Below are 24,073 nucleotides of genomic sequence, written 5' to 3' on the forward strand. Positions count from 1 at the left end.
GTCTTCCATTGTGAGGGATTCGGCGAAAAAAGCCGTTTCGACTTGAAATCCGTTCCAAAACAGGATATAATTAGGATAAATTCGGAAGGGGCGGGTTAAAAACCTGCCACTCCTTTTAAAAAACAGCAAAAAGACGACCGTTAGTAACCTATACTAACGGTCTTTTGTACTCTCAAAAAAGCGCCCGGGCCTTGCGGCCCGGGCGCTTTTACTGCCTATTACTGTCTTATCTTGCCCGGGTTGCAATCTCTTCGCCCAGGTCCGCCATAAATTGCTCGAGCGGCAGCGCGCCGAGGTCGCCCTTGTTCCTGGAACGCACCGCTACCGTGCCGTCCTCCTGCTCCTTCTTGCCCACAACCAGCATGTAGGGCACCTTCTCCAGCTGCGCCTCGCGGATCTTATAGCCGATCTTCTCGCGGCGCAGGTCGCACTCGACCCGTATTCTTTTCGCTTTGAGCTTCTCGGTAATTTCACTGGCGTAAGCGCTCTGGTCCTCGCTGATGGGCAGCACCTTGACCTGCACGGGCGCCAGCCAGGCCGGGAAGGCGCCGGCAAAATGCTCGATCAGAATGCCGATGAAGCGCTCGATCGACCCGAACACAACGCGGTGGATCATCACCGGGCGGTGCTTTTCCCCATCCGCGCCGGTGTACTCGATCTCAAAGCGCTCGGGAAGCTGGAAGTCCAGCTGGATGGTGCCGCACTGCCAGGTGCGCCCGATCGAGTCCTCAAGGTGGAAATCGAGCTTCGGCCCGTAGAACGCGCCGTCACCCTCGTTGATCACGAACGGCATGCCGATCTCCTCCATCGCCGCGCGCAGCGAATCGGTCGCGTGCTCCCAATCCTCGAGCTCGCCCATATGGTCCTCGGGCATGGTGGACAGTTCGACATGATACTTGAAGCCGAACAGCGAATAGACCTCGTCGATCAGGGCGACGACCCCCTTGATCTCGTCCTTGATCTGCTCGGGGGTCATGAAGATGTGCGCGTCGTCCTGGGTGAAGCAGCGCACCCGCATGAGGCCGTGCAGCGCGCCGGAGAGCTCGTGCCGGTGCACGATCCCAAGCTCGCCCATGCGCAGCGGCAGGTCGCGGTAGGAACGCGGCTGGGTTTGATAGACCATCAGGCCGCCGGGGCAGTTCATCGGCTTGATGGCAAAGTCGGTGTCGTCGATCACCGTGGTGTACATATTGTCCTTATAGTGATCCCAATGCCCCGAGCGCTCCCAAAGCGCACGGTTGAGCATGATGGGGGTGGAAATCTCCTGATACCCCGCGCGGGTGTGGATCTCCCGCCAGTAGTCGATCAGGGTGTTCTTGACGATCATCCCCTTGGGCAGGAAGAACGGGAAGCCGGGGCCCTCGTCCATCAGCGCGAAGAGGCCGAGCTCCTTCCCGAGCTTGCGGTGGTCGCGCTTCTTTGCCTCCTCGAGCGCGTCGAGGTGGGCCTGCAGTTCGCTCTGTTTGGGGAAGGCGGTGCCGTAAACCCGGCAGAGCATGGCCTTGCTCGAATCCCCCCGCCAGTAGGCGCCGGTGGAGGAGGTCAGCTTAAACGCCTTGACCTTGGAGGTGTCGAGCAGGTGGGGCCCCGCGCACAGGTCGCAGAAATCCCCCTGTTTAAAGAAGCTGATCTTCTCCCCCTTGCCCGAATGCTCCTCGATCAGCTCGAGCTTGTAGGGCTGGTCCTTCATCAGCTCCTTGGCCTGCGCGGGCTCGAGCTCGAAGCGCTCGAGCGGCAATCCCTCCTTGACGATTTTTTTCATCTCCTCCTCGATCTTTTCGAGGTCCTCGGGAGAGAAGGGCTTCTGAAGGTCGAAATCGTAATAGAAGCCGTCCTTGATCGCCGGGCCGATGGCGAATTTGGTATCGGGGTAGAGATGCTGCACCGCCTGCGCCAGGATGTGGGAGGCGGTATGCCAGAAAGTGCGCTTGCCGTCCGGGTCGTCGAAGGTCAGCAGCTCGAGCGCGCAGTCCCGCTCGATCGGAGTGCGCAGATCGCACACCTCGCCGTCGATCCTGGCGCTGCAAACCGCCTTGTAAAGGCCGCAGCCCAAGGATTTCGCCACCTCGGCGGGGGTGACGCCGCTCTCGAACTCCTTGAGAGTACCGCCCTTGAGGGTCAATTTTACCATCATCATCAATCTCCTTTATCACATGGTCGTTTCATCTTTGACAAAAACAAAAACAGCCCCATCCCAAATAACTGGGATGAAGCTGTACGCTCCACGGTTCCACCCGGATTGCGCAAAATCGCGCCGCTCGTTGCTGCCTTAACGCGGCAGGGACGGGATGGTTCACATCCGCTCGGAAGGTGGTACTATGGCCCGATTCCGCGGCAGGGCTTTCAGCCGGCGGCCCCGCCTCTCTTGCCGGAACGATTGGTCCAAAGCGTGTCCTCGTCATCGCTTTTGCCACTATTGATCTGGTTTCTTAAAAGGTATCTTACCACCTTGCGTCCCAGAAGTCAACCAATGTCTGAGCGGTATTTTTTCCTCAGAAAAGAATTTCTTGACAGGATGGCCCATTGCTACTAAAATAGTATTGGTGTATTGTTGTATTTTTGTACAGAATCTTCCATTTTCTGTTTACAAATAAAAGGGTATTCCCCGCATAACGATGGGGAACCGGCTTATCCTCTGAGCGGCAGCCCGCGCGCTATTTGCAGGTTGCCCGGAAAAGCCATGGATATGTGCAATACGCCATCTGATGATTTTTTACTCTTAGAAAAATTTTTACAGAAGGAGGTATTGCGGCACGTCATGAGCACAGGACAAATAATATTTATCGCAGCGGCTGTTCTGGTAGCGTTTATTATTGGATTTGTCATCGCTTTTTTCGTAGGCGTTTCATATAGAAAACGGGTTGCGGAATCGGACATCGGGTCCGCCGAAGAGGAAGCCAAGAGAATCGTAAGCGACGCCATTAAAAATGCCGAGAGCAAGAAAAAGGAAGCCCTGGTAGAAGCCAAGGACGAAATTTACAAGCTGCGCACCGAAGCCGAGCGCGAGAACAAGGAGCGGCGCAGCGAGGTGCAGCGCCTGGAACGCAGAGTGCAGCAAAAGGAAGAATCGGTCGACCGCAAGCTGGAAAACCTGGAGAAGAAAGAGGAACAGGCTTCCCAGAAGGTCAAGGAGGCCCAGCAGAAGCTGGAGGAGGCCGAGGCCGTCAAGCAGCACCAGTTCGACATGCTGGAGAAAATTTCCGGCTTCACCGCCACCCAGGCCAAGGAGTACCTGCTGCAGAACCTGGAAAATGAGCTGACCCACGAAAAGGCGCTCAAGATCAGCCAGTATGAAACCTACCTGCGCGAGGAGAGCGAGGAGAAGGCGCGCGAAATCATCTCTTGCGCCATCCAGCGCTGCGCCGCCGACCAGGTCGCGGAGATCACCGTTTCAGTGGTGCCGCTGCCGGGCGACGAGATGAAGGGCCGGATCATCGGCCGCGAGGGACGCAACATCCGCACCCTCGAAACCCTGACCGGGGTGGACCTGATCATCGACGACACCCCCGAGGCGATCACCCTCTCCTGCCACGACACGGTGCGCCGCGAGATCGCGCGTATCGCCCTCGAGCGGCTGATCCAGGACGGGCGGATCCATCCCGCGCGGATCGAGGAGATGGTGGACAAGGCCAAGCGCGAGGTCGACCAGAAGATCAAGCAGGACGGCGAGCGCGCCGTGATGGACCTTGGAATCCACAGCATGCATCCCGACCTCGTCAAGCTGCTCGGGCGCATGCGTTACCGCTCGAGCTATGGGCAGAACGTGCTCAACCACTCCATCGAGGTGGCCCAGCTCGCCGGGATGATGGCCAGCGAGATCGGCGCGGACGCCGTGCTCGCACGCCGTGCCGGCCTGCTGCATGACATCGGCAAGTCGATGACCCACGAGATCGAGGGCTCCCATGTACAGATCGGCGTGGACATCGCCAAGAAGTACAAGGAGAGCAAGGAGGTCATCCACGCGATCGCGGCCCACCACGGGGACATCGAGGCCAAGACCATCGTGGCCTGCCTGGTCCAGGCGGCGGACGCCATCTCGGCCGCCCGCCCCGGCGCACGCAGGGAGAACCTCGAAAACTACATCAAGCGCCTCGAGAAGCTCGAGGAGATCGCCAACTCCTTCGAGGCGGTGGAGAAATCCTTCGCCATCCAGGCCGGGCGCGAGATCCGGATCATGGTCAAGCCCGACCAGGTCAACGACGACGAGATGGTGGTCGTGGCCCGCGAGATCGTCAAAAAGATCGAAGGCGAGCTCGACTACCCCGGCCAGATCAAGGTCAACGTCATCCGCGAGAGCCGCGCGATCGAGTACGCAAAATAAAAGGACCGTTGGGGGCCCGCCGCAGAATTTTCTGCGGCGGGCCCTTTCTTCGTGCGCGTCACCCCTGCGCAGGGGTGCGCCGGCCTGCGCCAAAACAGAGGGCTTGACAAAAGGAGGCAGACGGGGTATACTCATTTAGTAATTTAGTAAATTACTAATTTAAAAGTAAGGATGAAGCATCATGGAGATACCGACCACCCTCAAGCACAAGCCGGTCATCGTATCGGAGAATTATGAAAACATCGACGGGCGCAGCGCCTATCATTCGGACGCCAAGGGCCTCTCCCTCGGGCTCGCGCAATGGAACGACCGCGGCAAGGTGGACATTTCAGCCAAGGTCTGGCGGCACACCGGGGAAAAGTGGTCCCGCCAGTCGGAGGAGCTGCCGATCCACCGGGTGATCGACCTGGCGATCCTGATCTGCCGGGCCAAGCGGTACTTTGGGGAGGACGCCTACCGCTATCCCGGGCTCTACGACCCGCAGCACCCCACGCTGGAGAGGATCGGGCTGCAGGGGGATGCGATGACCGTTTCGGTCTGCACCCAGAACCCGATGATCGACCAGGACATCAAGCTCTTCTCCCAAGCGCTCAGCGAGGACGACGAGCTGCTCAGCGAGCGGTTTCGCACCCTGGCGAGGCTGCTGCGGGACATGGGCTACTGAAAGGGATGAGAAAATGGACAGGCAAAACCGCAGGGAGCTGATCGCCGCCTACAAGGGGCGCAAGGTGCGCGGCGGAGTGTTCGGGATCCGCAACACCGTCAGCGGGAAAATCCTGCTGCTCTCCACCGCCGACTTGCAGGGGTGTGAGAACCGCTTTCGCTTCTCCCAGATGACCGGAAGCTGCACCTATTCCAAGGTGCAGCAGGACTGGGCGAAGTACGGCGGCCAGGCCTTCTGCTTCGAGCTGTACGAGGCGCTGGAGAAGAAGGAGGAGCAGACCGACCGCCAGTTTCGCGAGGACATCGACACCCTCTACGAGCTCTGGCTCGAAAAGCTGCAGGGGCAGGCGCTCTATTAACGGAAAGGCCGGACTGGACAAGCGCCCTTGGATAAGAAAAGCCGCGGGGAAGTTTCCCCGCGGCTTTTGATTTAATCCTCTTTGTTTTCTTCGTCCGGCTCCCCCGGCTTGGGCAGCTCGAGCAGCAGCTTCTGTACCCGCTGCTCCTCCACCTGCTGCACCGTGACGTTCAGCCCCGAGCAGGTGAAGCTGTCCCCTGCCTCGGGAATCCTTCCGAGCTCGTCGAGCACCCAGCCGCCCACCGTATTGGAGTCGGTGTCGATCAGATCCTCCGGCAGGTCCAGCTGCTCGAGCATCTCCCGCACCGTCAGCTCCCCTGCGATTTCATAACGCCCTTCGCCCAGGTCCACAAACTCGTCGACGATTTCCTCGTCCTCATCCCAGATTTCTCCCACCAGCTCCTCGAGGATGTCCTCGGTGGTCACGATCCCCATCGTGCCGCCGTAATCGTCCATCACCACGGCCATGTTGATCTTGGTGCGCTTAAAGTCCCCGAGCAGCGAGGATATTTTCTTGTTCTTATGTACATAGAGGCACTCGGTCAGCAGGGAGCGCACGTCCGGCGTCTTACCGGCGGCCATCTCCTCAAGGAATTCCCGGGTGTGCAGCACCCCGATGATCTTGTCCAGCGATTCCTCGTAGACCGGCAGACGGGAGAAGCGCTCGGCGAGCACCATCTCCAGCACGGTCTGCGCATCGTCGGCCACGTCCACCGCCACGAGGTCCACCCGCGGGGTCAGGATCTCCTGCACCTTGATGTCGTCGAACTCGATGGCGGACTGGAGCAGCTCGCTCTCGTCCTCCTTGAAGACGCCCTCCTCAACGGTGGTTTCGATGATATACTTGAGCTCCTCCTCGGTGACGGAGGGGCCGTTGTCCTTCTGGGAAGCGCGGTTGATCCGGTTGGTGAGCAGGGTCAAAAGGAAGGTCGCCGGGGTACACAGCTTGATCACGAACCCGAGCGGACCGGCAAAGCGCAGCGCCAGCCTCTCGGCGTTGCACTTGGCGTAAGACTTGGGGCTGACCTCGCCGAAGATCAGTACCAGAACGGTCATCACCACGGTGGAAACCGCCGCGCCGAGGTTTTCGCCCAGGAAACGGGTGGCCAGCAGCGTCGCGATCGAGGCCGCGGCGATGTTCACCACGTTGTTCCCCACCAGAATGGAGGAGATCATCCGGTCGTAGTCCTCGGACACGTCCAGCGCCTTCTGGGCACGCTTATCGCCCGAGGCGGCCAGGGTCTTCATCCGGATGCGGTTGATGGTCGAAAATGCGGTCTCACTCGAGGAAAAGAAGGCGGATAATGCCAGCAAAACGATTAGTGTGATCCATAGCCAGCCGGTACTGTCCAAAGTGCGATCAACTCCATATGTTCAAAATATTATGGAATAGTATAGCAAAAAGGAATTTAAAAATCAAGCGGCCGGCCACTCCCCCCTTTTTCGTCGGGTATTGCTGCGCCATGTATGCGTATACGGCAGGTAAACTACAGGTTTATCACACTAAACCACCGGTCGGTTGAGAAAACTAAGAGCGGGTGGTACTATACAGTTATCAGACAAACGGAGGTGGCCCGGTGAAAAACCAAACACTTGGAGCAATGATCGCATCACTGAGGAAAGAAAATGGGATGACGCAACTGGAATTGGCCGAAAAAATGGGGGTTACCGATAAAGCGGTGTCCAAATGGGAACGGGATTTATCCTATCCGGATATCAATTCCTTGCCGAAGCTGGCGGACATTTTTGGCGTGTCGGTGGACCAGCTCATGCAAATCAAACTGAAAGACCAGACCGGTCCGAGCAGGAAGGGCGCAAACGCCATAATCCCCCTTGTTTTCAAAGCGGTTTCCCTGGCCATGGGAATCGCGGTTATGGTCCTGTCCATTTTAAAAGCCATTGATCTGTATTCCGGCTTTTTCATGCTGGGGCTTGGTTTAAGCTGTGTGGGAATCTCCCTTCTTTCCGATAAAAGTAAAAGTGATTGACCCGAATGCCTCGCGCAGGCGCTTCATTTTGCACGCAAAGAAGGCTGCAAGCTATGCTTGCAGCCTTCTTACTCACATATTCAGGGGGCTTACATCATGCCCATGCCGCCGTCGGGCATGGGGGGAGCGGCCGGGGCCTTCTCCTTGATGTCGGCGACCAGGCTCTCGGTGGTCAGAACCATCGAGGCGACTGAGGAAGCGTTCTCCAGAGCGCTTCTGGAAACCTTGGTCGGGTCCACGATCCCGCCCTGGATCATGTCGCAGTACTTCTCGTTGTAAGCGTCGAAGCCGTAGCCGACCTTGCCGGAGGAGATGATCTTATCGATGATGACCGAACCCTCGAGGCCGGCGTTGAGCGCGATCTGGCGGATCGGCTCCTCGAGCGATTTGAGCACGATGGCAGCGCCGGTCTTCTCATCACCCGAAAGGCCGTTCATGACCTTCTCGACCTCGGGCATGGCGTTGACGAAGGCCACGCCGCCGCCGGCGACAATTCCCTCTTCCACGGCCGCCTTGGTCGCGGAGAGCGCGTCCTCGATGCGCAGCTTCTTTTCCTTCATCTCGACCTCAGTGGCCGCGCCGACCTTGATCACCGCAACGCCGCCGGACAGCTTCGCCAGGCGCTCCTGCAGCTTCTCGCGGTCGAAGTCGCTGGTCGTGGTCTCGATCTGGGTCTTGATCTGGGCGATGCGCGCCTTGATGTCCTCGCTCTTGCCGGCGCCGTCCACGATGATGGTGTTCTCCTTCTGGACCTTGACCTGGCGGGCGCGTCCGAGCATCTCCATGGTCGCGCTCTTGAGCTCGAGCCCGAGCTCCTCGCTGATGACCTGGCCGCCGGTCAGGATGGCGATATCCTGCAGCATCTCCTTGCGGCGGTCGCCGAAGCCCGGAGCCTTGACCGCAACGCAGGTGAAGGTACCGCGCAGACGGTTGACGATCAGGGTGGCCAGCGCGTCGCCCTCCATGTCCTCGGCGATGATCAGCAGCTTCTTGCCGGACTGCACGATCTGCTCGAGCAAGGGCAGGATCTCCTGGATGGAGGAAATCTTCTTATCGGTGATCAGGATGTAGGCGTCGTCGAGCACGGCCTCCATCTTGTCGGTATCGGTGCACATATACGGGGAGATGTAGCCGCGGTCGAACTGCATGCCCTCGACGACCTCGCTGTAGGTCTCGGCGGTCTTGGACTCCTCGATGGTGATGACCCCGTCGGCGGAAACCTTGTCCATCGCCTCGGCGATCAGCTTGCCGACCGTCTCGTCGCCCGAGGATACGGTGGCGACTCTCGCGATGTCGTCCGAGCCGGCGACCTTCTTGGAATTGCCCACGATGGTGTCGATCGCGGTGGTGATGGCCTTCTTCATGCCCTTCTTGAGGACCATCGGGTTGGCGCCCGCCGCCACGTTCTTCATCCCCTCGCGCACCAGCGCCTGGGCGAGCAGGGTCGCGGTGGTGGTGCCGTCGCCGGCCGCGTCGTTGGTCTTGGTGGCAACCTCTTTGACCAGCTGGGCGCCCATGTTCTCGAACGGCTCGTCGAGCTCGATCTCCTTGGCGATGGTCACGCCGTCGTTGGTGATCAGCGGCGCGCCGAATTTCTTATCAAGAACAACGTTTCTGCCCTTAGGTCCGAGTGTAATCTTAACGGTATCGCTGAGCTTGTCGATGCCGATCTGCAGCGCTTTTCTGGCTTCTTCTCCGTAGATGATCTGCTTTGCCATGATAAATCAACCCTTTCCAATCTCTAATCTTGCTTCCTTCGTTAGTCTACGACCGCCAGAATATCGGACTGGCGCAGGATGGTGTACTCCACATCGTCGATCTTGACCTCGGTGCCGGCATATTTGCTGATAAGCACCTTATCGCCGACCTTGACTTCCATCTTGATCTCCTTGCCGTCGACCACGCCGCCCGGGCCGACTGCCATGATCTCGGCGACCTGGGGCTTCTCCTTGGCGGCGCCCGCCAGGATAATCCCGCTCTTGGTGGTCTCCTCCGCTTCAACCATCTTGATTACAACACGGTCCGCAAGTGGTTTGATTGTCATGATAAACTACCTCCTGTAAAATGATTCTATGAGAATTATGAACATTTTGTTAGCACTCAAATAACCTGAGTGCTAAATACTATTGTATTGATTTTTTGAAAAAAATCAAGTACCTTTTGCAAAAAACCCGGCCCAACACCGCAATATTAACAAATTGTTCAAATACTGGAAGGAAGTTCCCCTGCCGTTTTGGTATCATTGTGTCATATCCTTCAAGAAAAATTTGCTGTAAGGTGGTAGAATAACAGTCAGAACATTCAGCAAGGAGGGACGCCGGATGCCCATCGAACAGGAACAGCGGCACGCCTATTTCGACCGCGATCTTCGGATCGAGGCCTATAACCTGAGCGGCATCGTTCAGAAATTCCCCAACCACTTTCACGAATTCTATGTGATCGGCTTCGTGGAGGGCGGGAAGCGGCATCTCTGGTGCAAGGGGAAGGAATACGACCTGGGAGCCGGGGATTTGATCCTCTTCAGCCCCCGGGACAACCACTTCTGCGCGCCGCTCGGCGGCGAGGTTCTGGATTACCGGGCCCTCAACATCCAGCCCGAGGTGATGCGCGCCGCGGCCCAAGAGATCACCGGGACGGCCTTTACCCCGGTCTTTACCAGGAACGTCGTCTTTCAAAGCGAGCTCGCCCAATCGGTCGGCGAGGTTTACGGCGCGATCCTCTCCCAGGCCCCGAGGCTGCAAAAGGAGGAGGCCTTTTATTTCCTGCTCGAGCAGGTCCTGCGGGATTATGCAGCGCCCCTGGACGAAAGCGCCACCCCCGGCCCCGACCAGACCGTCCAGGCGCTCTGCGCCTATATGGAGCAGCATTTTAGCGAGAACGTCACGCTGGACGAGCTGCTCTCCATGACGAGCTTCGGCAAGTCCTACCTGATCCGCACCTTTACCCGGCAGGTCGGCGTCTCCCCCTACCGCTATTTACAGACCGTGCGCCTGGAGCGGGCGAAGCGGTTCCTGGAGCAGGGGGTCGCGCCCATCGATGCGGCCAGCATGGCCGGCTTTTCGGATCAGAGCCATTTTACCAACTTCTTTAAGGAATTCATCGGCCTGACGCCCAAGCAGTACCAGCGGATATTCACCGACGCGCCGCCCGGCGCGGATGGGCAAGCGCCCCAACAATCCACCCGCCGGGCTCGCGGCGGCCTGTGCCGCGGCAAAAAACTTATGAAAAAGGATTGGTCACAAAAATGAAAAGCTCCCCTTTCGCCGGGCATGCGGCAGCCTTCGTCACCACCCTGATCTGGGGCACCACCTTTATCTCGACCAAGGTGCTGCTGCGCGTCTTCACCCCAAGCGAAATCCTGCTGCTGCGCTTCGCCATCGGCTATTTTGCGCTGTGGTGCGCCTTCCCGCACCCGCTGGCCATCAAGGACAGGCGCCAGGAGCTCTGTTTTTTGGCGGCCGGGCTCTGCGGCGTGACGCTGTACTACCTGTTTGAAAATATGGCCCTCACCTATACGCTGGCCTCCAACGTCGGGGTGATCATCTCCATCGCGCCGTTCTTCACGGCCATCTTCTCCTGCCTGTTCCTGCGCGCCCCCCGCCCCGGCGCCCGCTTCTTCCTGGGCTTTTTGATCGCGATGGCCGGCATTGCGCTGATCCACTTCGGGAAGGGCGGCGCGCTGCGGCTGGGGCCGCTGGGCGACCTGCTGGCCATCATCGCCGCGGTGATCTGGGCCGCCTATTCCACCCTCACCAAACGGATCAGCACCTTCGGCTGCAACACGATCCAGGCGACGCGGCGCACCTTTTTCTACGGCCTGCTCCTCATGCTCCCGGCCCTGTATTTCATGGGGTTCGAGGTCAGCCTCTCAGAGTTTTGCGAGCCCGCCGTCCTGCTGAACATCCTGTTTTTGGGACTGGGCGCCTCCGCGCTCTGCTTCGTGACCTGGAATTTCGCGGTGAAAATCCTGGGCTGCGTCAAAACGAGCGCCTATATTTACATGGTGCCCGTCGTCACGGCGGCCACCTCGGCCCTGGTCCTTCACGAGGAAATCACCCTGCGCATGGTATGCGGCATCGTCCTGACCCTGGCCGGCCTGTTCTTATCGGAAAACAAAGGAGCAAAAAAGGAGTGCGAACACGTTGGAACTGCAAAATAAAAAATGTGTCATGATCATCGACGAAGCCCTGCCGCTCGGGTTGATCGCCAATACGGCGGGCATCCTGGGGATGACCTTGGGGAAGCTGAATCCCGAAACCGTGGGGCCGGACGTCCAGGACCAGAGCGGCCGGGCCCATCTCGGGATCGTCGCGCTGCCGGTGCCCGTTTTAAAAGCCGACGGGGAGAAAATCCGGGCGATCCGGGAGCAGCTCTACCAGCCCCAATTCTCGGAATTGACGGCGGTCGATTTTTCCGACGTGGCGCAAGGCTGCAAGAACTACGGCGAGTTCACCGAGAAGGCGGCCAACACCGAGGAGGGCGCGCTCGCCTACTTCGGGCTCGGGATCTGCGGCGATAAAAAGCTCGTCAACAAGCTGACCGGGAACCTGCCGCTGCTGAGATAAAATCCGTTTTCCTGCGGGAACAAACGAGCGGGCTGTAGAAGTATCTACAGCCCGCTCGTTCATGAAGGGCGCGGCCCTTCGGCACTTTATTGTTCCGGCATTTCGGTGAGCACGCATTCCCCGCTCCCACATAGGGCGTATGTCCCCGCGTCGGCGGGAATGAAGGCGCTCTCGCCCTTTCGCAGCGTAAGCGTCTCGCCGCCGCAGACGAGCTCCACCTCGCCGCCGATGCAGACCACGCAGCAGAAGGTCTGCCCATCCGCCGCCGCCTCGTAGCGGCCGTGTGAGAGCGCCAGGCGGCGCACACGGAAGTATTCGCACGCGGCGAGCCCGGTGACGATCGCGCCGCCGCCCAGCTCCTGCGCCTCCCTCTTCGGGGCGAAGCTGCCCGCGGCGGGATGAAGGTCCGCTACCTCCAGCGCCTTTTCAAGGTGCAGCTCGCGCAGCTTGCCGTCCTTCCCCCGGCGGTTGTAGTCATAGACCCGGTAGGTGAGGTTGGAGTTCTGCTGGATCTCGCAGAGCACCACTCCTTCCCCCAGCGCATGCAGGGTCCCGGCGGGGATAAAGACCACGTCCCCGGGCCTTACCGCCCGCTTTTGCAGCAGGCGTTCCATCGTCCCGGCGGCGACAGCGGCGCGCACCTCGTCCTTTTGGAGCTCGCGGGCGGTGCCGTAGTAGATATAGCTCCCCGGCTCGGCGTCGAGGATCAGCCACATCTCGGTCTTGCCGTAGCTGTGTTCATGCTCCAGGGCGTACCCATCGCTCGGGTGTACCTGGATCGAGAGCGGGGCCTTGGCGTCGATGAGCTTGATGAGCACCGGGAAGAAGGGCAAGCGTGCGCAGCGCGCGCCGCACAGCGACTCCCCCCGCCGGCTCAGCAGCTCGGGGAAGCTGGTCCCGGCGCAGGGGCCGCTCCCCACTACACTGGGCCCGTCGGGGTGGCAGGAGAGCTCCCAGCTCTCAGCCAGGGGGAAAAGGCCGGTTTCCTTGTGGTATTCGTCGCGCAGGCGGCTCCCGCCCCAGAGATAGTCCTTGTAGGCCGGGATCAGCTTGAAGGGCTCCATGTCGTCACACTCCTCTTTTAGTAGCGCAGCTTCGCGAGATAGCCGTCGCTCGCGAGGGACTCAAAGTTATACATCAGCAGCACGTCGTCGTACTGCCCGTCTTCCATCAGGTCACTCGCCTTCGGCAGGTAGCGCAGGTCGGCGATTACCACCTCGTCGTAGAGGTAGCACAAAAACGGCGCGAAGCAGTTGCCATAGCTGTCCTTGATCAGCAGCACCCGGGTCTTTTTCCCCTCGACCTTATTGAGATTTTGGTCGCTCTCGATCACGGTACGGTTGTTGTTCCCCCACAAAAAGGCGGCATATTTGTCCCGCGTCTCGAACTTTTGCAGGTCATAAAGCCCGTCCCGCTCCTCATCCGCCACCGTGACCGAACGGACCGGCACCTCGTAATAGGTGATCACATCCGCCTTGGCCCCGGCCTTCTTGGCCTTGGAGAAGTAGGTGCCGTAAAAGTTCGGCACCTTCTGCGAGTCGATCGCCTCGAGCGGCGGCGGGATCATCCCCCGCTCCCCGGCGTAGGCGCACACCGCCAGATAGGCTCCGTAGGTGGTCCAGTGATGGTCGGTGCGGTAGTAGATGTAGTCGTCCCTGTGCTCCCATAGGGTGGGGTAAACGTTTTGCGCCGTGACATTATCCGGCAGCCCGGCGTAGAGGCGCTCGATCTCGGCGGCCTCGTCCACCAGCGAGAGGCCTGCCGGCAGCTTGTCCTTTAAAATCTCATAGGAATTGGGCACCACGCAGAAGGTGATTTCCTGCTGCGGGTATTTCTCGAAAAATTCGCGGATGTACCGCTCGTTCGCTTGGTACTTCTCCCCGTCGATCCGGTCATATTTCTTGAAAAGGTAGCCGTCCTTCCCATAGACGATCTCGTTGTTTTCCGTCTTGAGCAGGGCCGACTCGGTGCGGGACTTGAGGGTGATCCACCCGTCCCGTCCGAAGAACTGGTCGTTGATGTAAGCGTCGAACTTCTCGTCGTAGTCCCCGCTCATCAGGGCGGAGAAGCTCATCTTGGGCCGGGTCTTGAGCGGGCGGTTCTCGAGCTCGGAATAGCTCTTGTTGGTGAAGGACATGTCCAGCACCGTATAAGAGAGGATAAACAGGGCGAAGAGGATCACCCACGGGTATTCTCTCAGCGCGCGCAGGGTCTTTTTGAGCATGGCGGGTACCTCCTCGTCTAAAAGTTAAAGTACAAGAACGGATTGTAGGTCGCGTCCACCAGGTACCCCACGCACAGGCTCAGCACCGCGGCAAGCCCCGCGGTGATGAGCCAGCGGCGGTTTTGGATCCGCTCGTACCATTTTTTCAGCAGCGGGGTGGAGAAGAAGGCGCACAGCAGCAGCGTCACGCCGTAGTTGCGCAGGTAATAAACCCAGTCCTCCCCGCCGTGCAGCGAAAAGAGCCGTCCGAAGAGGGCCCCGAGGCTACTGAGGTCGCTGACCGCGAAGAGCGCCCAGCTGATCACCACCGCAAAAAGCAGATAGCAGCGCGACAGGACGCGGCTGCGCTCCAGGCGGCGCAGCAGGAAGGTCTTTTCGATGACCAGCAGCACCAGGAAATAGAGCCCCCAGAAGATGAAATTCCAGTTGGCCCCGTGCCAGAAGCCGGTCAAAAACCAGACGACAAACAGGTTGAGGTAAAGTCTTACCCGCCCCACCCGGTTGCCGCCCAGGGGGATATAGACGTATTCGCGGAACCACGACCCCAGCGTCATGTGCCAGCGGCGCCAGAACTCGGTCACGCTCTTCGAGATATAGGGGTAATTGAAGTTCTGCGGGAAGTTAAACCCGAGGCACTTCCCAAGGCCGATGGCCATCAGCGAATAGCCGGAAAAGTCGAAATAAATCTGGAACGAATAGGCGATCAGCCCAAGCCAGGCAAGCGGCGTGGAGACCTCGGCGTACCCCAGGCGGGTGACGGTGTCCCAGAGCGCGCCCACATTGTTGGCCAGCAGCACCTTGCTGCCCAGCCCCATGATGAAGAGGCGCACCCCGTCGCCGAGCATCTGGGGCGTGACGGTGCGGGTATGCAGCTCCTCATTGATGTCGGTATACTTGACGATCGGCCCGGCGATCAGCTGCGGGAAGAGGGTGACGAAGGTGCCGAAGTTCACGAAATTGTGCTCGGCCCGTACCTTTCCGCGGTAGACGTCGATGGTGTAGGAAAGGATCTGGAAGGTGTAGAAGCTGATCCCCAGCGGCAGCATGACCTTGCCGCCGGGCCCTGAGAGGAAGGGCGGGATGGCAAGCCCAGTGACGGCGTTGATGTTCTGGATGAAAAAGTCGGTGTACTTAAAGAGCAGCAGCCACCCGACCGTGAAGATCAGCGAGACGATAAAGACGCCCCGGCGCAGGTTCTTCCGCTCCCGGAAGCGCTCGAGCAGCAGGGCGGCAACGTAGTTTACCAGGATGGAGGAGAGCATGATTGGGAAATACTTCGGCTCCCCCCAGGCATAGAAGAACAGGCTGCTCAGCAGCAGCCAGAAATTCTTATAGCGAAAGGGCAGGATGTAATAAACGAGGAAAACCACCGGGATGAACCGGAACAAAAACAGCAGACTGCTGAACAGCAAGGGGCGCTACCTCCTATTGTCACTTGGCCGCCGGGCGGCCTTACGTCTATCATGTTTGGCTCGGTCCGTCTTTCCTATGCACACGGGCCGAGGAAGGCGCGGGGGCCCGGCATTACGCCGGCAGGAATCCGACCTTTTTGTAGACCTTTTCCAGCGTGCGCCCGGACAGACGCAGCGCCCGCTCGGCCCCGGCGGTATAGACTTCCTTCAGATACGCCTTGTCGGCGTAGAAGCGCTCGAAGTTTTCCCGCACCGGGCGCAGGTGGTCGGCCACCGCCTGGCCCACGGCCACCTTGAAGTCGCCGTAGCCCTTGCCCTGGAACTCCCGCTCAATTTCGGGATAGCTCTTGCCGGTCACGGCGGAGTAGATGGTCATCAGGTTGTTGATCCCATCCTTCCCCTCGCGGTAGGCGACTTCCATATCGCTGTCGGTGACGGCGCGCTTGAACTTCTTGATGATGGTGTCCTCGCTATCCAGGATGGCGATGAAGGCGTTTTGGTTGTCGTCCGACTTGGACATCTTCTTTTGCGGCTCGGCCAGGGACATGATCCTCGCACCATTTTCCGGGATGTAGGGCTCGGGCACCCGGAAGGTGTTGCCGTAGAGGTTGTTAAAGCGCATGGCGATGTCCCGGCTGAGCTCGAGATGCTGTTTTTGGTCCGCCCCCACCGGCACCATATCCGCCTGGTAGAGCAGGATGTCCGCCGCCATCAGCACCGGATAGGTGAAGAGGCCGGCGTTGATGTTGTCAGCGTTCCTTTGCGATTTGTCCTTGAACTGGGTCATGCGCGACAGCTCGCCGAACTGGGTGTGGCAGCCGAGGACCCAGCTGAGCTCCGCGTGGGTCTTCACGTGGCTTTGGATGAACATCAGGCACTTTTCCGGGTCGAGCCCGCAGGCCAGCAGCAGCGCAAAGGCGCGCAGGGTGTTCTCTCTCAGCGCCTTCGGGTCCTGCCGCACCGTGATCGCGTGCATGTTGACCACGCTGTAGATGCAGTCGTAGTCCTCCTGCAGCTTCACCCAGTTTTTGACCGCCCCGAGATAGTTTCCCAGCGTCATCACGCCGGTGGGCTGGATCCCGGAAAAGATGATTTTCTTTTTCTGCGCCGCTTCCTGCGGCGCGACCTGCTCAGACATGCCGAGCCCCCCTTAAAGATAAAATCAATCCGCGCAGAATTCGCGGGTCAGCTTGCCGAGGATTTCGACCCCCCGCACCACCTGCTCGTCGGGCGGGGTGGTGTAGTTGAGCCTAAAAGAGGTGGTCGGCGCGCTCTCGTCGGCCAAAAAAGCGGTACCGGGCACCACGGCGACCTTGTAATCCGTCACCGCGCGCCGGCAGAACTCGGGCATGTCGCTCCCCTGCGGCAGGGTGCACCAGACGAAGAGCCCTCCCTGCGGGCGGGTATAGGCCACCTTGGGAGAGAAGTGCTTTTCGATCTCGCCGAGCATCAGCGCGCACTTTTTGCGATAGATATCCCGCAGCATTTCGATGTGTTTGCCAAGGTCATATTCGCTTAAAAACCGGTCGCAGATCAGCTGGGAGAGGATGGGCGTATGTACGTCGGCGCACTGCTTGGCGACGACCAGCTTGCCGATAATCGCCTTGTTGGCGCACACGAACCCGACGCGCAGGCCGGGCGAGAGGATCTTCGAGAAGCTGCCGCAGTAGATGACCCGCCCCTCGGTATCCATCGACTTGATGGGCGGCAGCGCCTCCCCCTCAAAGCGCAGGTCCCCATAGGGGTTGTCTTCGAGGATGATCACGTCGTAGCGGCAGGCGAGCTCGTAGACCGCCCGGCGTTTTTCGAGGCTCATGGTGATCCCCGACGGGTTCTGGAAATTGGGGATGACATAAAGGGCCTTGACGTTCTTCTCTTTTTTCAGCGCCTCCTCGAGCTTCCCGATCGAGATGCCGTCCTCCTCCATCGCAACGCCCGCCAGGTTGACCCCGTAGGTGCGGAACGCGTTGAGCGCGCCCACAAAGCTCGGGTCCTCGCAGATCAGGGTGTCCCCCTCGTTGCACAGCACCTTGCAGCTGAGTTCCAGCCCCTGCTGGGCGCCCGAGACGACGATCAGATCGTCCTCCGCGCCCATGGCGTGGTAGTGCTCGCGCGCGAGGGTACAGAGCTTCTCGCGCAGCGGGGTGTAGCCCTCGCTGACCGAATATTGCAGCGCCAGGATGGGGTCCTCGCTGAGAATTTCGGCGCTGATCTTCTGCACCGCCTGCACCGGGAACGCATCCGGGGAGGGGTTGCCCGCCGCCAGGGAGATCACCGAGCGGTCGGAGGACATCTTGAGGATTTCACGGATGGCCGAGGGCTTGACGCCGGAAATCTTGTTTGAAAACGTATAATTCATATCGGTTCACACCTTTCTTAAATCAACTCGAAGCTGGCCACCGTCTCATCGAGGTTGTCGAGGAAGCCCTTGATGTACAGGCTGTCCCGCTCGTCCTCGAGCATGGCGTTGCCGATGGCGTAGTAGATAAACACATGGGTGTCGGTGGTTTTGTCGAAGGGGATGATCCCCTCGTCGATCGAAGCGTCCTTGATCATCCGGTAATAGACCGAATTGGGCAGCTTCTGGATGGTGAGGATGGTGGTGATGTCGCCGTTGGCGGTGGTGTAGTCGAACTGGACCTGCGGCACCACCGCGTCGTAGCGCGTGGCGGTGGATTTGAGCACCTGCAAATTGCGCGCGATGTCGCCGTAGACGGTGATCTTAAAGCCCATGGCGCCGTTTTGATACTGGTACTCCCCCGCCTCGTTGACCCCGAACTCCTCCTGCGGCACGGATGCCTGCGCATCGTCCTGCGATGCAAAAGAATCTTCCTCCTGCAGCAGGGGGTCCTCGATGGTGGCCTGCGGGTCAACCGGCGTCGCCACCCGCGCGCACCCGCCCAATACGCACAGCACCGCCAATACTGCCAAAATCCTTTTCAATGATATCCCCCTACTTTTCTATCCCCTCAGCCCAGCTGCTTTAAAAGCAGCTCGCGCAGCGCCGCCGGGTTCCCCTGCCCCTTGGTCGCGCGCATGCACTGGCCCACCAAAAAGCCCAATGCATTTGTCTTTCCGTTTTTATAGTCCATGACGACCTTCTCGTTCTTTTGGAGCACGTCCCCCACGATCGCCTGCAGCGCGCTGTCGTCGTTGATCTGCCCGAGGCCCCGCTCCTCCACGATCTCGGAGGGCTCCTTATCCTGCCAGAACATCTCCTCGAGCACCGTCTTGGCCGCGGTGTTCGAGATGGTCCCTTGCTCGATCATCGAGATCATCCCGATCAGCTTGTCGGCGGAGAGAGAGCTCTCGGCTAGCGTCTTGTTTTTTTCATTGAGAATCCGCGTGATATCGCCGTTGAGCCAGTTGGCGGCGGCCTTGAGGTCAATGCCGCCCTTCGCCGCGATCTCCTCGAAGAGCGCGCGCTTCTCCCCACTCTCGCACAGGAGATTGGCGTCGAAATACGGCAGCCCGAAGTCTTTTACATACCGCAGCAGCTTCTCGCCCGGCAGCTCGGGGATTTCCTCCCTCAGCTGCTGTACCCGTTCCTCGGGCACCACGATGGTCAGCAGGTCGGGCTCGGGGAAGTAGCGGTAGTCCTGCGCGTCCTCCTTGGAGCGCAGCAGGAAGTTCTGCCCCCTGTGATCGTCCCAGCGCCGCGTCTCCTGGGTGATGGTCCCGCCGCTTTCCAGCACCTCGATCTGGCGGTTGGCCTCGTATTCGATGGCCCGCATGGCGCCCGAGAAGGAGTTGACGTTCTTCATCTCGCACCGGGTGCCGAACTCCCCGCTGCCGCATTTGCGCACCGAGACGTTCACATCGCAGCGGATCGACCCCTCCTGCATCTTGCAGTCCGAGATGTCCAGGTACTGCAAAATCGAGCGGATGGTGTCGAGATACGCCTTGGCCTCCTGCGGCGAGCGCAGGTCGGGCTCGGAGACGATCTCGATGAGCGGCACGCCGCAGCGGTTGAAGTCCACCAGCGACCCCGAAAAGCTGTCGTCGTGGATGAGCTTGCCCGCGTCCTCCTCAATATGGATCCGGGTAACCCCGATCCGCTTTTGATGACATTCCTCGTCCAGGATCACATCGACATAGCCGTGCTCGCACAGCGGGATGTCGAACTGGGAAATCTGGTAGGCCTTGGGCAGGTCGGGATAGAAATAGTTCTTGCGGTCCTGCTTGCAGACGTTGTTGATCTTGCAGTGCAGCGCGTGCCCCATCTTGATGGCGTAGTCGACCACCTTGCGGTTCAGGGTGGGCAGGGTGCCGGGCATGCCGGTGCAGACCTCGCAGCAGTTGGAGTTGACCTCGCTGCCGAAGGAGTTTTTGCAGGAGCAGTATATCTTGGTGTCGGTGCTAAGCTCCGCGTGGACCTCCAGGCCCACCACCATCTCGTAATCCGTTTTACTCATTGTCCCGCACCTCCTTAACCGATCTGCGGGAGGGAGTGATAGCCCCCGCGCAGCGTCTCGACCGCCTTGGCGACGGTGAGGATGGTCTTTTCCGAAAACTTGCGCCCGATGATCTGCATACCGATCGGCAGGCCATTCTTATCCTTGCCGCAGGGCACGCTCACCGCGGGCAGACCCGCGATGTTCACCGTCACGGTGCAGATGTCGCTGGCGTACATCTTGAGCGGGTCGGCGGTGTGCTCGCCGAACCGGAAGGCGGTGTCGGGCGCGGTCGGGGTCAGGATGGCGTCGCACGCGTCAAAGGCGCTTGCAAACTCCTGGCCGATCCGTCCCTGCAGAATCTTCGCCCTTTTATAATAGGCGTCGAAGTAGCCGGAGCTTAACACAAAGGTCCCCAGCATGATCCGGCGCTTGACCTCGTCGCCGAAGCCCTCGCTGCGGGTATTGAGGTAGAGCTCCTCGAGCGAGCTCCCGTTTTCGCTGCGGTAGCCGTATTTGACCCCGTCGTACCGCGCGAGGTTGGAGGAGGCCTCGGCCGAGGAGATGATGTAATAGGCCGACAGCGCATAGCCGGTGCTCGGCAGGCTCACCGGCACGATGACGGCGCCGCTGCGTTCAAGCTCCCCTATCTGCGCGCGCACCGCCTCCTTGACCTCATCCTCCACGCCAGGGCCGAAGTACTCCTCGGGCACGCCCAGGCGCATGCCGCGCACCCCGCCGTCCAGCTGACCGTGAAGCGGTTCATATTCGCGCTGTGCGCTGGTCAAATCCCGCTCGTCCATTCCTCTAATGGCCTCGTAGAGCAGCGCCACGTCCTCGACGCTGCGCCCCATCGGCCCGATCTGGTCGAGCGAGGAGGCGAAGGCCACCAGCCCATAGCGGGAAACCGAGCCATAGGTAGGCTTGAGCCCGACGACCCCGCAGTAGGAGGCCGGCTGGCGGATCGAGCCGCCGGTGTCCGACCCGAGCGCCAGGGTGCACTCCCCCGCCGCGAGCGCGGCGGCCGAGCCGCCCGAGCTGCCGCCCGGCACCCGGCCGAGGTCGTGGGGATTGGCGGTATTCTGGAAATGGGAATTTTCACACGAGGACCCCATGGCGAATTCGTCCAGATTGAGCTTCCCGAGCACCGGCGTGCCCGCGTGCTCGAGCTTATGGACCACCGTGGCGCTGTAGGGCGGCACGAAGTTTTCAAGCATTTTGGACGCGCAGGTGGTGCGCACCCCCTTGGTGCAGATGTTGTCCTTGATCGCGATCGGAATACCGGCGAGCGGGGAAAGCTCCTCCCCGGCGGCCAGGCGCTCGTCGACCTTCTTCGCCGTCTCGCGCGCGAGCTCGGGCGTTTTTGTGAGGTAGGCGTGCACCTTGCCCTCCACCGCGTCGATCCTCTCTATGAGGGACTCCACCGCTTCGCTGGCGCTGCAGTCCTTCTTTCTCAGCATATCGTGCAACTCGCCGGCGGTCTTTTCATATAACTGCATTTTCGCTCCCCCTCCCTATTCCACGGTCCTGGGCACGACCACGCACCCCGCCTGAACCTTGGGGGCGTTTTGGAGCAGCTCGTCCCGGCGCATCGAGGGGCGAACCTCGTCCTCGCGCAGCCGCATGGGATTCTCCGGGTCCACCCCGACGTAGCGCTCGCTCATCTCGGGCAGGTTCTCCACCATGGCGACAATCTGCTCCATCTGGGTCTCAAACATCCCCCGCTTATCCGGCTCGATCTTGAGTTTCGCAAGCCGCGCGATCTTTTCAATGTCAATCTTCATCTATGTCTGACTCCTTTCGGTGTTCCTATTTTTGTCCCAGCAGCGCCTGCAGCTCATCTTCATCAATCACGGCCACCCCGAGCTGCTGCGCGCGCTGCAGCTTGCTGCCCGCGTCCTCCCCGGCCACCACGTAGTCGGTCTTCTTCGAAACGCTGCCGCTGACCTTGCCGCCCTGCGCCTCGATCAGCGCCTTTGCCTGCGCGCGGGACAGGGTGGGCAGGGTGCCGGTCAGCACGAAGGTTTTCCCCCCGAGGGTATCGGCCACCGGGGCCGCCAGCGAGCGCTGGTTGACCCCGTACTGCATGAGGCGGCGCACCTCCTCGCGGTTGCGCTCATCCGCGAAAAATTCGGTGACGTTCCTGGCCATAACCTCCCCTACCGAGTCGATGGCGGCGATCTCCTCTTCACCGGCCTCCATCACGGCCTGCAGGCTGCCGAAGTGCCTAGCAATCAGCGAGGCCGCCCGCGCGCCGATGTTGCGGATCCCCAGCGCGAAGAGCAGCCGCCCGAGGTCCTGCCCCTTGCTGCGCTCGATGGCGTCGAGCAGGTTCTGCGCGCTCTTGTCGCCCATGCGCTCGAGGTCTCTGAGCTGGTCGAACTCCAGGGTATATAGATCCGCCGGGGTGGCGATCAGCTTTTCATTTAGGAGCTGGTCCACAATGGCCGGCCCCAGCCCGTCGATGTCCATCGCGTCCCGCGAGGCGAAATGCACGATCGAGCGGTAGCGCTGCGCCGGACAGTGCAGGTTCGGGCAGCGGATGGCCGCCTGCTCCTCGTCCACCACCGTCCTGGTCCCGCAGGAGGGGCAGTATTCGGGAATGTGATAAATAGGCTTCGTCCCGTCGTGCCAGGCGACGCGCACCACCTCGGGGATGATCTCGCCCGCCTTGCGCACCACGATCCTATCCCCGATCGAAATCTGCTTCTCGTCGATGAAGTCCTGGTTGTGGAGCACCGCCCGCGAGACGGTGGTCCCGGCCAGCGGCACCGGGTCGAAGACCGCGGTGGGAGTCAAAGCGCCGGTGCGCCCGACGTTGATTTCGATGTCCTTGAGCACGGTCTCCCGCTCCTCGGGCGGATACTTGAAGGCCACCGCCCAGCGGGGGAACTTGCTCGTCGCACCCAGAATTTCGCGCTGGGCGAGGGAATCGACCTTGACCACCGCGCCGTCGATGTCGAAGGGGTAGCTGTCGCGCTGCGCGCCGATGCGCTCGATCTCGTCGGCCACCGAATCGGCGTCCGAAAAGCGGTTGTAGGAAACGTTGACCGGCAGTCCCAGCCCCTTCATGAAGTCGAAGGTCTCGGTGTGGGACGAAAACTCCCGCCCCTGCACCTGCTGGAGGTTAAAGATTTTAACATCCAGCTCCCGCCTGGCGGTCACCTTGGGGTCCTTCTGGCGCAGCGAGCCCGCCGCCGCGTTGCGCGGATTCTTAAAGGGCTTCTCGCCTTTTTCCTCCTGGCTCCTTAGCAGCCGCTCGAAGCTCGTGCTTGGCATATAGACCTCGCCGCGCACCTCGAGATAGGGCAGCTCCTCGCTCAGATGCACGGGGATCGACCGGATGGTGCGCAGGTTTTCGGTCACATCCTCGCCGACTTGCCCATCCCCGCGGGTGGACCCGCGCACGAAGAGCCCGTCGCGGTACTCCAGCGAGACCGAGAGCCCGTCGATCTTGGGCTCCACCACAAACTGCGCCGAGGGCTCTGCATCCAGCACCTTTTCGACGAACTGGCGCACCTCCTCGACACTGAACACATCCTGCAGCGAGCCCATCTGGACCGTGTGCTCCACCTTCTCGAAGGTGCTGCTCGCCACCCCGCTCACCCGCTTGGTCGGAGAGTCGGGGGAATCGAGAGAGGGGAACTGCGCTTCGAGACGGCGCAGCTCCAATGTCAACTTGTCATATTCATAATCCGAAATGTCCGGGTCATCCAGCAGATAGTACTGCCGGTTGCAGCGCTCGATCTCGCGCCGCAGCTGGCGGACCCGCTTTTCGGCTTCCTTGAGTTCCACAGAAAACGACCGCCCTTTCCCGCGCAGGGACTGCCCCCGCGCATGTACATTTTATTATAGCATATCCTTCACCTGTTTTGTACCGCTTATGCCAAGTTTTTCTGCCTTCCGGGCGCAAAAGAGCGGCCTCTTTTTTTCGGGAAAACGCCGCTTTCAGCAAAATGACCGCCAGAAAAGCTATCTGGCGGTCACCGGTCTTATTTAAATTTCCTGTCCCTTCCAGAAGTATCCCAAGTCCTGGAAAAGTTACCTTAATTATACCCTGTTTTTCCTCCTTTTGCAAGGGAATCCCCCGTTTTCCCACCCCTGCGCCCGGGCGGGCGGACCGCCAGATAGCTTTGCTATAGGTCTTT

General features: G+C 60.2%; 21 protein-coding genes. 7 read left to right on the forward strand and 14 right to left on the reverse strand.

Going from position 1 to position 24,073, the window contains the following annotated elements; all coding sequences use genetic code 11:
* Window positions 1-226: 226 nt before the first annotated feature.
* Window positions 227-2,131 carry a threonine--tRNA ligase gene (gene thrS / locus EDD78_RS05785; RefSeq protein ID WP_132084394.1) on the reverse strand — a complete coding sequence of 635 codons (1,905 nt, stop codon included), beginning with the start codon at window positions 2,129-2,131 and terminating at the stop codon, window positions 227-229.
* A 627-nt stretch (window positions 2,132-2,758) separates the two neighbouring features.
* On the opposite strand from thrS, the gene rny reads away from it, so the two are divergent.
* From rny to EDD78_RS05800, 3 genes are all read left to right on the forward strand, one after another.
* A complete protein-coding gene (gene rny, locus EDD78_RS05790) occupies window positions 2,759-4,321 on the forward strand; it encodes a ribonuclease Y (protein WP_079698374.1) in 1,563 nt (520 codons plus the stop codon).
* 181 nt (window positions 4,322-4,502) lie between these two features.
* Window positions 4,503-4,985, forward strand: a complete 483-nt coding sequence (locus EDD78_RS05795; protein ID WP_079698373.1) for a DUF6530 family protein — start codon at window positions 4,503-4,505, stop codon at window positions 4,983-4,985.
* 13 nt (window positions 4,986-4,998) lie between these two features.
* Complete coding sequence (locus tag EDD78_RS05800; RefSeq protein WP_132084296.1) at window positions 4,999-5,343, forward strand: GIY-YIG nuclease family protein; 345 nt, start codon at window positions 4,999-5,001, stop codon at window positions 5,341-5,343.
* Window positions 5,344-5,414: 71 nt separating this feature from the next.
* Here EDD78_RS05800 and EDD78_RS05805 read toward each other — a convergent pair whose 3' ends face one another.
* Complete coding sequence (locus tag EDD78_RS05805) at window positions 5,415-6,695, reverse strand: HlyC/CorC family transporter (RefSeq protein WP_242942107.1); 1,281 nt, start codon at window positions 6,693-6,695, stop codon at window positions 5,415-5,417.
* A gap of 224 nt (window positions 6,696-6,919) precedes the next feature.
* On the opposite strand from EDD78_RS05805, the gene EDD78_RS05810 reads away from it, so the two are divergent.
* Complete coding sequence (locus EDD78_RS05810; RefSeq protein ID WP_132084297.1) at window positions 6,920-7,330, forward strand: helix-turn-helix domain-containing protein; 411 nt, start codon at window positions 6,920-6,922, stop codon at window positions 7,328-7,330.
* Between the two features lie 89 nt (window positions 7,331-7,419).
* Here EDD78_RS05810 and groL read toward each other — a convergent pair whose 3' ends face one another.
* Window positions 7,420-9,048 (reverse strand): chaperonin GroEL, encoded by a 1,629-nt coding sequence (groL, locus tag EDD78_RS05815; RefSeq protein ID WP_132084298.1) that lies wholly within the window; start codon window positions 9,046-9,048, stop codon window positions 7,420-7,422.
* A 41-nt stretch (window positions 9,049-9,089) separates the two neighbouring features.
* Entirely contained in the window at window positions 9,090-9,374 is a 285-nt protein-coding gene (locus EDD78_RS05820; RefSeq protein WP_079698369.1) for a co-chaperone GroES, read from the reverse strand.
* A gap of 277 nt (window positions 9,375-9,651) precedes the next feature.
* On the opposite strand from EDD78_RS05820, the gene EDD78_RS05825 reads away from it, so the two are divergent.
* Genes EDD78_RS05825 through EDD78_RS05835 form a run of 3 tightly spaced genes read left to right on the forward strand, consistent with a single transcriptional unit; the run spans window position 9,652 to window position 11,895 of the window.
* Entirely contained in the window at window positions 9,652-10,578 is a 927-nt protein-coding gene (locus tag EDD78_RS05825; RefSeq protein WP_132084299.1) for an AraC family ligand binding domain-containing protein, read from the forward strand.
* Window positions 10,575-11,489 (forward strand): DMT family transporter, encoded by a 915-nt coding sequence (locus tag EDD78_RS05830; RefSeq protein ID WP_132084300.1) that lies wholly within the window; start codon window positions 10,575-10,577, stop codon window positions 11,487-11,489. The genes EDD78_RS05825 and EDD78_RS05830 overlap by 4 nt, the downstream gene beginning before the upstream one ends.
* Window positions 11,473-11,895 (forward strand): DUF2000 domain-containing protein, encoded by a 423-nt coding sequence (locus EDD78_RS05835; RefSeq protein WP_132084301.1) that lies wholly within the window; start codon window positions 11,473-11,475, stop codon window positions 11,893-11,895. The genes EDD78_RS05830 and EDD78_RS05835 overlap by 17 nt, the downstream gene beginning before the upstream one ends.
* Window positions 11,896-11,981: 86 nt before the next feature.
* Here EDD78_RS05835 and EDD78_RS05840 read toward each other — a convergent pair whose 3' ends face one another.
* The 10 genes from EDD78_RS05840 to ligA all read right to left on the reverse strand — a co-directional run bounded on the left by EDD78_RS05840 (window position 11,982) and on the right by ligA (window position 23,720).
* The gene (locus EDD78_RS05840) at window positions 11,982-12,959 is read right to left on the reverse strand and encodes a type I phosphomannose isomerase catalytic subunit (RefSeq protein ID WP_132084302.1); all 978 of its coding nucleotides are present in this window, start codon (window positions 12,957-12,959) and stop codon (window positions 11,982-11,984) included.
* A gap of 17 nt (window positions 12,960-12,976) precedes the next feature.
* A complete protein-coding gene (locus tag EDD78_RS05845; RefSeq protein WP_132084303.1) occupies window positions 12,977-14,119 on the reverse strand; it encodes a DHHW family protein in 1,143 nt (380 codons plus the stop codon).
* Window positions 14,120-14,136: 17 nt separating this feature from the next.
* Entirely contained in the window at window positions 14,137-15,531 is a 1,395-nt protein-coding gene (locus EDD78_RS05850; RefSeq protein ID WP_132084304.1) for an MBOAT family O-acyltransferase, read from the reverse strand.
* Between the two features lie 112 nt (window positions 15,532-15,643).
* Entirely contained in the window at window positions 15,644-16,669 is a 1,026-nt protein-coding gene (trpS, locus tag EDD78_RS05855) for a tryptophan--tRNA ligase (protein WP_079698362.1), read from the reverse strand.
* 24 nt (window positions 16,670-16,693) lie between these two features.
* Window positions 16,694-17,890: an aminotransferase-like domain-containing protein gene (locus tag EDD78_RS05860; protein ID WP_132084305.1), complete on the reverse strand. Its 1,197-nt coding sequence runs from the start codon at window positions 17,888-17,890 to the stop codon at window positions 16,694-16,696.
* A 17-nt stretch (window positions 17,891-17,907) separates the two neighbouring features.
* Entirely contained in the window at window positions 17,908-18,474 is a 567-nt protein-coding gene (locus EDD78_RS05865; RefSeq protein ID WP_132084306.1) for a hypothetical protein, read from the reverse strand.
* A 26-nt stretch (window positions 18,475-18,500) separates the two neighbouring features.
* A complete protein-coding gene (gatB, locus tag EDD78_RS05870) occupies window positions 18,501-19,946 on the reverse strand; it encodes an Asp-tRNA(Asn)/Glu-tRNA(Gln) amidotransferase subunit GatB (protein WP_132084307.1) in 1,446 nt (481 codons plus the stop codon).
* Between the two features lie 14 nt (window positions 19,947-19,960).
* The gene (gene gatA, locus EDD78_RS05875) at window positions 19,961-21,424 is read right to left on the reverse strand and encodes an Asp-tRNA(Asn)/Glu-tRNA(Gln) amidotransferase subunit GatA (protein ID WP_132084308.1); all 1,464 of its coding nucleotides are present in this window, start codon (window positions 21,422-21,424) and stop codon (window positions 19,961-19,963) included.
* Between the two features lie 15 nt (window positions 21,425-21,439).
* Window positions 21,440-21,709, reverse strand: a complete 270-nt coding sequence (gene gatC, locus EDD78_RS05880) for an Asp-tRNA(Asn)/Glu-tRNA(Gln) amidotransferase subunit GatC (protein ID WP_079698357.1) — start codon at window positions 21,707-21,709, stop codon at window positions 21,440-21,442.
* 25 nt (window positions 21,710-21,734) lie between these two features.
* Complete coding sequence (gene ligA, locus EDD78_RS05885; protein ID WP_132084309.1) at window positions 21,735-23,720, reverse strand: NAD-dependent DNA ligase LigA; 1,986 nt, start codon at window positions 23,718-23,720, stop codon at window positions 21,735-21,737.
* Window positions 23,721-24,073: the final 353 nt, after the last annotated feature.

It is taken from the genome of Harryflintia acetispora, from assembly GCA_004340125.1.
In the GTDB taxonomy this organism is placed as follows: Bacteria; Bacillota; Clostridia; order Oscillospirales; family Ruminococcaceae; genus Harryflintia; species Harryflintia acetispora.

What these genes read in the sequence shown, in the direction of transcription:
- gatB (WP_132084307.1), bottom strand. Translation starts at nt 19,946, where the DNA reads ATGAGTAAAACGGATTACGAGATGGTGGTGGGCCTGGAGGTCCACGCG.
- EDD78_RS05820 (WP_079698369.1), bottom strand. Translation starts at nt 9,374, where the DNA reads ATGACAATCAAACCACTTGCGGACCGTGTTGTAATCAAGATGGTTGAA.
- EDD78_RS05840 (WP_132084302.1), bottom strand. Translation starts at nt 12,959, where the DNA reads ATGGAGCCCTTCAAGCTGATCCCGGCCTACAAGGACTATCTCTGGGGC.
- EDD78_RS05795 (WP_079698373.1), top strand. Translation starts at nt 4,503, where the DNA reads ATGGAGATACCGACCACCCTCAAGCACAAGCCGGTCATCGTATCGGAG.
- groL (WP_132084298.1), bottom strand. Translation starts at nt 9,048, where the DNA reads ATGGCAAAGCAGATCATCTACGGAGAAGAAGCCAGAAAAGCGCTGCAG.
- EDD78_RS05845 (WP_132084303.1), bottom strand. Translation starts at nt 14,119, where the DNA reads ATGCTCAAAAAGACCCTGCGCGCGCTGAGAGAATACCCGTGGGTGATC.
- gatC (WP_079698357.1), bottom strand. Translation starts at nt 21,709, where the DNA reads ATGAAGATTGACATTGAAAAGATCGCGCGGCTTGCGAAACTCAAGATC.
- EDD78_RS05825 (WP_132084299.1), top strand. Translation starts at nt 9,652, where the DNA reads ATGCCCATCGAACAGGAACAGCGGCACGCCTATTTCGACCGCGATCTT.
- trpS (WP_079698362.1), bottom strand. Translation starts at nt 16,669, where the DNA reads ATGTCTGAGCAGGTCGCGCCGCAGGAAGCGGCGCAGAAAAAGAAAATC.
- EDD78_RS05860 (WP_132084305.1), bottom strand. Translation starts at nt 17,890, where the DNA reads ATGAATTATACGTTTTCAAACAAGATTTCCGGCGTCAAGCCCTCGGCC.
- rny (WP_079698374.1), top strand. Translation starts at nt 2,759, where the DNA reads ATGAGCACAGGACAAATAATATTTATCGCAGCGGCTGTTCTGGTAGCG.
- gatA (WP_132084308.1), bottom strand. Translation starts at nt 21,424, where the DNA reads ATGCAGTTATATGAAAAGACCGCCGGCGAGTTGCACGATATGCTGAGA.
- thrS (WP_132084394.1), bottom strand. Translation starts at nt 2,131, where the DNA reads ATGGTAAAATTGACCCTCAAGGGCGGTACTCTCAAGGAGTTCGAGAGC.
- EDD78_RS05830 (WP_132084300.1), top strand. Translation starts at nt 10,575, where the DNA reads ATGAAAAGCTCCCCTTTCGCCGGGCATGCGGCAGCCTTCGTCACCACC.
- EDD78_RS05800 (WP_132084296.1), top strand. Translation starts at nt 4,999, where the DNA reads ATGGACAGGCAAAACCGCAGGGAGCTGATCGCCGCCTACAAGGGGCGC.